Genomic DNA, 7,446 nt, shown 5'->3' with positions numbered 1-7,446 from the left:
TGCTACAGCCACCACCACCCGCCGCCCGGCCAATCACGCGACGTCACGGCCATGGCCGTTAACAGAACCACGCGCCGACCGGCGTACAACGCGTGGATGCCCGTGACGAGCACGGGCATGACGCGGTGGCGGCGGCGCGGGGTAAGGCCATCCGTCACCACGCCGCATTGCATCACGAACGGACGTGAATGCCCTGAACGCGCGCCCCGACGCGCTGCGCAGGCAGGCGCGCAAGTTTGATCCGCGTGTCTGGCCATGGCGGCGCCCCTTTTCGCCCCGGCTTGCTATAAGCAGGCGTTTTCAGGGCCGCCCCCGGCCGGCAAGGGTCAGTCATCGTGCGTATCCTCTCTCTGCTTCGCCCCGACAATTTCACCCTGATGCTGGTTGGCACGGTGGTGCTGGCCTCGCTGGCCCCCGTCACGGGCGAGGCGGCGCGGGCGTTTTCCCTGGCCACCACGTCCGCGATCGCGCTGCTGTTCTTCCTGCACGGCGCCAAGCTGTCGCGCGAGGCGGTGGTGGAGGGGCTGACCCACTGGCGCCTGCACCTGACGGTGCTGGCGCTGACCTATGTGCTGTTTCCGCTGCTCGGCCTCGCCTTCAACTGGTCGCTGGGGGCGTTGATCAATCCGATGCTGGCGCTGGGCGTATTGTACCTGTGCCTGCTGCCCTCGACGGTGCAATCGTCGATCGCCTTCACCTCGATCGCGGGCGGCAATGTGGCGGCGGCGGTGTGCAGCGCCTCGGCCTCCAATATCCTCGGCGTGTTCCTCACCCCGCTGTTGGTGGCGCTGTTCATGAACCTGAACGGCGGCGTGTCGTGGAACGCCATCCTCGGCATCGTCGGCCAGATCCTGCTGCCCTTCATGCTCGGCCAGTTGTTGCGCCCCTGGGTCGGCGGCTTCATCAGCCGCCACAAGCCGCTGACGCTGACCGTTGATCGCGGCTCGATCCTGATGGTGGTCTATCTCGCCTTCTCCGACGCGGTGTCGCACGGCCTGTGGACCCGGCTCGGCGCGCGGGACCTGATCGAACTGGCGATCATCTGCGCGGTGCTGCTGGCGATCGTGCTCAGCTTCTCGATCTGGCTGGCGCGCAAGCTCGGCTTCTCCCGCCCCGACGAGATCGCCATCGTGTTCTGCGGCTCCAAGAAGACCCTGGCCTCTGGTCTCCCCATGGCCAGCGTGCTGTTCCCGGCGGCCAGCGTCGGCATCATCGTGCTGCCGCTGATGCTGTTCCACCAGATCCAGCTGATGGTCTGCGCCGTGCTGGCGCGGCGCTATGCCGAGACCACGCCCGCGACAGGGGCGCAGCCTGGCGCTGACGGCGACGGCATCTGAAACAGGCTGAGGGCGCAGCGGACTGCATGCATGTCGCGTGCAGGGCCTAACTGTTCGCATGGGACGCGCCATAGACTTTAAGCGGCGCACCCCCCGGCGTAATGACAATCGCGTGAACTGCCGCCATTTGGGGACAGCGCCACAGGGCGACCGTGACCATAGTCCGCCCTCTGGAGAGGGGGCGCAGCCTGCCTGGCGACGCTGGAGATGGCTTCGGGAACATTGCTCCCGGCCGCGACATTCCAGCCGGCGTGCATGCGTCATGCCCCGGCGCCGCAGACAGACCGACCATGTCAGGACATCCCATGTCCCAATTGCCGAGAGCGCAGGCCAAAGCTGCCTGCCGCCGCCAATCGGCCCTGCCGTCACGCTACTTGATGTGCCTGTGCGCCCTGATGCTTTTCTGGCTGCTCGCGCCCGGATGGGGCCATGCCAACGTGAAGGGCCCGGCCTGCTCCACCCGCGATTTTACGTGCTGGTTCATGAGGCCGCCGCCGACGAACAGGCATGAGGCGGCGACGCCGCACGCGGGAGATTGTTGCGATCCCTGCGAGGGGAACGCGCCCTGACAGACGGACGCCCCCCGGCTTGCTGAAGCCGCGCCGCGCCGTTGCGCCTGGCCCGCGCCAAAGCCGCCATCTTGCCGCAAGGCCCAGCGCGATGCCGCTGCACAAGACATCTGCGCAACACAACCGCATCGCTACAAACCCGGCGCCGCCAGACAAAGCCGCCCCGGCTCCACCCGACACAGCGTCGGATGGCCCAAACCATGGAGGTGAAAACCATGTCCTGGATACATCATCACGGGGTGCGCGCAGCCCTGTTCGCTATCGCCCTGCCGTTTGCCAGCGGCCTCACAGAACCCGCACTTGCGGCGTCGCCGGGGTACGCAATGGCTGCCGGTGGCCGCCACTTTGCGGCGTCGCATCCCGCATTGATCCCCGCCAGCCGCGTCTCCCGCTCCTTAGCAATGTATTGCTATCTCTTGATCCATGGGCGATGGCGGCAAAGCGAGGATAAGGCGGACGAGCAGGAAAAGCAGCCGGAGCAGCATGCCGCGCTGGCCTCTCCCCAGGCAGCATTGTTCCGTCCCCTGCCCATCGAACCCCGGCGTCATTGGGTTGCACAGCAACGCGGGCTCTGACGTCCCAATCCATGCGCAGACCGTTTCTGCGCATGCGCCTTTGTTCTGCGGCGCGCGCCGCCGGCGCAGGCGTGATGCGCCACAGGATTGCGCCACGCCTGCGCCGCTGGCCACGCTGAACGGCCAGCGCTGCACGCGCCAGCCAGTTCACTGTCACTCTACGCGAGTAAGCTGGCCCCAGTGACGCGCCCGGGTAACGTGCCCGACTGACTCTGCCCAAGGCGCGCCGCCAGGTGTGACCGGGTGAGCCACGACAACAAAAAAAGCCGCCCCGGAGGGCGGCTTTCGTATTCTGGCTGCTGGTCCGCAGGACCTTGCAGCAATTAGCGCGAGTAGAACTCGACCACCAGGTTCGGCTCCATCTGCACCGGATACGGCACGTCAGACAGGGTCGGCACGCGGGTGTAGGTGGCGGTCATCTTGCCGTGGTCGACGTCGATGTAGTCCGGAACGTCACGCTCGGCCAGCTGGCTGGCGACAACCACCAGCTCGAGCTGCTTCGAGGCTTCCTTGACCTCGATGACGTCGCCAGGACGCACGCGGTAGGAGGCGATGTTGACGCGACGACCGTTGACCTTGACGTGGCCGTGGTTGACGAACTGACGGGCCGCGAACACGGTCGGCACGAACTTGGCGCGGTACACCACCGCGTCCAGACGACGCTCGAGCAGGCCGATCAGGTTCTCAGCGGAGTCACCCTTCAGACGGATGGCTTCCTTATAGATCTTGGCGAACTGCTTCTCGGTGATGTTGCCGTAGTAGCCCTTCAGCTTCTGCTTGGCGCGCAGCTGGGTGCCGAAGTCAGAAATCTTGCCCTTGCGGCGCTGGCCGTGCTGGCCCGGGCCGTACTCGCGACGATTCACCGGGGACTTCGGACGTCCCCAGATGTTTTCGCCCATACGGCGGTCAATTTTATGCTTGGCGTTGAGCCTCTTCGACATGTCGCAATCCCTTTGCGCATTGAGTGACAGGGACGCGCCCTCCTCTGCCTTCACAAGGAAGACTGACAGAACCACGACAGGAAGATCCGCCGGGCTCACGGGTGCGCTGTGTGGTCCCGCGCCGCTCATCACGACGCACGAACCATAAAAAGTCATGCGGGCCACAAGGACCCGCACGACAGGGAGCTCTCTAGCGGTCTGGGGCCACACTGTCAAACCTTAGCCGCAGATCCCGCTCTGGCCTGCCTGCTGTCAACAGGCGCGCCCTGGCTGCGGGCCGTTCCGGGAAGCCCGTTTGCAGCGGCCTTCAGGCCACGGCGCGGCCTGTCGCCTGCTGCGGCCCTGGCGCCTGCGTGGTGGGCGTGATCAGGGAATCCAGGGGATCAATGCGGATATCGTTGACGCCAAGGCTATTGAGCCAGCTGGTCAGCGGCGGCCCAAGCCGCGCCCCACCGGTGAACAGCGCCACAGGCGGCCGGGCGTCGGCGGCTGCGGCGCGCGCGGCAAATCCCGCCTGCTCCAGCAGATGCCAGGTGCGGCGGGCGATGGCCGGGGCCGGGTCGATCCAGTTCACCGGCCACGGGGCCAGCGCTTCAAAACGTGGCAGCAGCAGCGGGTAATGGGTGCAGGCCAGCGCCACCGCATCGGTGCGCCGGATCCCGTCGACACTTTGCTGGAAGCAGGGGGCGATTTCAGCGGCGATGTCAGAATCAGCGACGGGCTCGCCGGCCATTAATTGCTCGGCGAAGGTGGCGAGGCGCCGCGACCCCACCAGCTGCACCTCGCAGTCGCCGGCATAATCGCGCGCCAAATCGCGGGTGTAATCGCGGGCCACCGTGCCAGGGGTGGCCAGCACCGAGATCATGCGGCTGCGCGACACGGCGGCGGCTGGCTTGATGGCCGGCACCGTGCCGACGAAGGGCACGGCATGGCGGGCGCGCAGATGCGGCAACACCAGCGTCGATGCGGTGTTGCAGGCGATGACCACGATATCGGGGGCGAATCCGGCGATAGCGACGTCGAGCAGGGCGACGACCCGGGCCACCAGCGCCTCAGGCGTCAGTCCGCCATAAGGAAACACGGCGTCATCAGCGAGATAGATAAAGCTGGCCGCGCCGTTCTTCCCGGCGACAGGGCCGCCCGCCGCGCCCTCGCCAGCGACCGGCGCAACGGCCACATGCGCCTCCAGCGTCGCGCGGCAAATTTCGCGATACACCGTCAGGCCGCCGAGGCCTGAATCAAACACCAGAACCACTGGCGCGGACATGGCCGCCTCCTGTGACGCGACGCGGACAACGGCCCCGCACAGCCGGCGGAGCCTCTTGAGGCGGCGCGCTTGCGGCGCACCCGCCCCGGCGCTTTCTACACCCGCGAGAGCGGGCGCGCCATCAGCCGATCATCCGCCAGAACCCTGAGCCATTCCTTAATGGCGACCAACCGCCAGCGCGTCCCCTGGCCTGGAGATAATGGCTTGGGCATCGTGGCCTGGACAGCGAGCGCTGGCGCAGGCCGCCTGGATCATGGCTCAGCGGCCGCCGCGTTGCGGCGCAGGCGGCTGGCTCTGCGACACCGCGGCTCCGTCTTTTGGCAGCACGGGCTTCGGCGTTTCGACGCTAAGGCGACGCAGCGGCCAGCCATCGGCCCATTGGCCCATGTCATACAGGCGCGGGTCGCGTTTCAGCGTCATGGCGTCACCGCCGGCCAGGGTGACCTCCGAAGCCAGGTCGAGCAATTTCCAGATGGCGTAATTGGCTGAGCCGACCTGGCGATTGTCGAAATTCATCAGGCTGCGCCGCTCCTCATGGCCGACGCGCCACAGCGCCGCCGTGCGCTTGCGCTGCTCCTCACGCTGCTGGCGCATCTCCTGCGGCGACAGCTTCGGCGCCGCAGGATTGCCGGAGGCGGCGGCTGTCGCGGCCCCGGCCTCAGCGGCAGGCTTCGGCATCTGTTCGAGGTCCCAGGCCGGATCGGGGGCGATGGCCGCCTGATGGCTATAGACCACCGGCGGCAGGCCATGATTGTCAGAGCCCGCCCGGGCGATCAGCCGGTGATCCTGGCCGAGGTGGCCGGCGGCGGTGAGAATCTGGCGCGCGCCGCGATCCGCCGCCACCTGATCACGGTCACCCACCAGCATCACCGCCACGGTTTTCGGCGGGATGGCGGAGAGGTCCGCGAGCGGCGGCGCATAGTGCTTGTCGGCGGCGGGGCGCGCCGGCATGGCGCCAAACAGCAGGCGCACCGGCGGCAATTCATCACGGCCAGACAATGCAGCGAGATTGGCGGCGATCACCGCCCCGCCAGCATGGCCGACCATGGTCAATTGCCGGAGGTCCGCCCCGGCGGCGTCATTTGCGCCGAGCCCGGCGAGCGCCGCACGGACACCCTTCAGCGCCTCGCCGGTCATCTCCTCAAACGGCACGGCGCCCACCGCCTCCTGGTACAGCGGATAGATCACCACATTGCCGCGCCGCACCAGATGCGACAGCCACGCGCCATAATACCCTGGCGAGACGGCCCCTGGCGCGTGCACGAATACGATCACCGGACGCGGCTTGTCTGCCTTGCCCTTGGGGTAAAACGCCAGCGCCCGGCCATGGCCCGCGCCAAACGTTTCCTTGGAGATGGCGTCGGCAGGGATGGCGTAATCGGCGCCGCCAGGTCCGGTTTTTGGTTGAACAGGGCTGCCGGCGGCCAGGGCCGGAGCGCCCGGGCTGGTCAGCGCAAGGGCGCCAAGCCCGATCCCGCAGGCCAAAGCGACGGCGACGAGCCGGCGCCAGCCGCGCCGCGTCGCCGCACGCGCCAGCCCATGCCGGGGCGGCGACATGCCAGAGCGATCACCAGGCCAGACGTCGCCGGATTGCGAAACTACGACCGCCCCCAGGGCCAGGCCCCGATCTTCGTCCGCCATATGCCTCTCCCCTCACGCCTGCCCCGCCTTCAGGCGCTGGCCGCTCGCCGCAGCGGCCGGAGCCGGGCGCGGCGTCTGTACTGAAACGCCCGGGACGACGCCTTGCGCATCCCGGGCGAGAAATCACTGCGCCCATCAGATCATGGCGCTGTCTGGCTGGCCGCGCGGCCATCGTGAGCCCTTTAGCCCCGCAACCCCGGGGCCGCAGGTCTGACGCTCACACCACCAGTCCAGGCTCAACTTCCGCTAGCCGGTTTGGTTCCACCCGCCGCCGCAGGATCGGCTGCTGCATCATCGGCTGCCGGTCGCTCCGGTAATCTGCCGCCGCGACGGCCAGCGACCAGCGCCACGATGGCCCCGCGCAAGGTGCGCACATCCTGCTCGGTCATCGTCAGGCGATGGAAAATATTGAGCAGATTGCGCGTCATCACCGGACGTTTGGCGACTGGAGAGAAGAAGCCGACATTGTCCAGCTCAAGCTTTAAAAATTCGAAAAACGACAGCACCGACGCGCGTGTGGCTGGCGGCGAGCGCGACTCGGCTGGGGCCGGCTGCGCCATATGCGCGACACGGAACCATTCATACCCCACAAGTAGCACCGACTGGGCGAGATTGAGAGAGGCGAACCCTGGGTTGACGGGAAATGTGATGACGGTGTCGGCGAGGCCGACCTCGTCATTTTCGAGGCCGCTGCGCTCCGGACCGAAGACAATGGCGACGCCCTCATCGGCGGCCATGGCGGCGGCGGCGCGGCTCGCCGCCACATCGGCGCCGATGATCTCCTTGGCCTGGCCACGCTCCCGCGCCGTGCAGGCGAAAACGTGCTGGCGGTCAGCGATGGCCGAGGCGAGATCGGGATAGAGTTCAGCTTCTTCGATGATCTGCACGGCGCCTGAAGCGGCGGCGTAAGCGTCGGGCTGCGGCCAGCCGTCGCGCGGCGCGACGATGCGCATGCGGCTGAGGCCGAAATTGGCCATGGCCCGGGCCGCCATGCCGATGTTCTGGGCCAGCTGCGGTCGCACCAATATGACGACGGGTCCGCCTGCGATCATCGGGCGGGTATGATCAGTTCCAGCCATGGGCTCCTCGGGGTCTGCCGCCGCCATGTGCGCCTGC

6 protein-coding genes are annotated in these 7,446 nt (G+C 67.5%); 2 read left to right on the top strand and 4 right to left on the bottom strand.

Annotated elements, in window-relative coordinates:
- The first annotated feature begins 335 nt into the window (after positions 1-335).
- Together AC6A67_RS02010 and AC6A67_RS02005 are read left to right on the top strand one after the other, a co-directional pair.
- Positions 336-1,337: a bile acid:sodium symporter family protein gene (locus tag AC6A67_RS02010; protein WP_498034857.1), complete on the top strand. Its 1,002-nt coding sequence runs from the start codon at positions 336-338 to the stop codon at positions 1,335-1,337.
- 769 nt (positions 1,338-2,106) lie between these two features.
- Complete coding sequence (locus AC6A67_RS02005) at positions 2,107-2,481, top strand: hypothetical protein (protein ID WP_498034856.1); 375 nt, start codon at positions 2,107-2,109, stop codon at positions 2,479-2,481.
- A gap of 323 nt (positions 2,482-2,804) precedes the next feature.
- Here AC6A67_RS02005 and rpsD read toward each other — a convergent pair whose 3' ends face one another.
- The 4 genes from rpsD to AC6A67_RS01985 all read right to left on the bottom strand — a co-directional run bounded on the left by rpsD (position 2,805) and on the right by AC6A67_RS01985 (position 7,409).
- Positions 2,805-3,422: a 30S ribosomal protein S4 gene (gene rpsD, locus AC6A67_RS02000; RefSeq protein ID WP_498034855.1), complete on the bottom strand. Its 618-nt coding sequence runs from the start codon at positions 3,420-3,422 to the stop codon at positions 2,805-2,807.
- Between the two features lie 307 nt (positions 3,423-3,729).
- Positions 3,730-4,689, bottom strand: coding sequence for a glutamate racemase (locus AC6A67_RS01995; RefSeq protein ID WP_498034854.1), 960 nt, complete (start codon positions 4,687-4,689; stop codon positions 3,730-3,732).
- A gap of 258 nt (positions 4,690-4,947) precedes the next feature.
- Entirely contained in the window at positions 4,948-6,330 is a 1,383-nt protein-coding gene (locus AC6A67_RS01990) for an alpha/beta hydrolase (RefSeq protein WP_498034853.1), read from the bottom strand.
- A 236-nt stretch (positions 6,331-6,566) separates the two neighbouring features.
- Positions 6,567-7,409, bottom strand: a complete 843-nt coding sequence (locus AC6A67_RS01985) for an RNA methyltransferase (protein WP_498034852.1) — start codon at positions 7,407-7,409, stop codon at positions 6,567-6,569.
- Between the last annotated feature and the right edge of the window lie 37 nt (positions 7,410-7,446).

The organism is Camelimonas sp. FR25 (assembly GCF_059740505.1).
The sequence above is the reverse complement of the archived record's forward strand: the minus strand, read 5'-3'. Positions and strand labels throughout refer to the sequence as shown.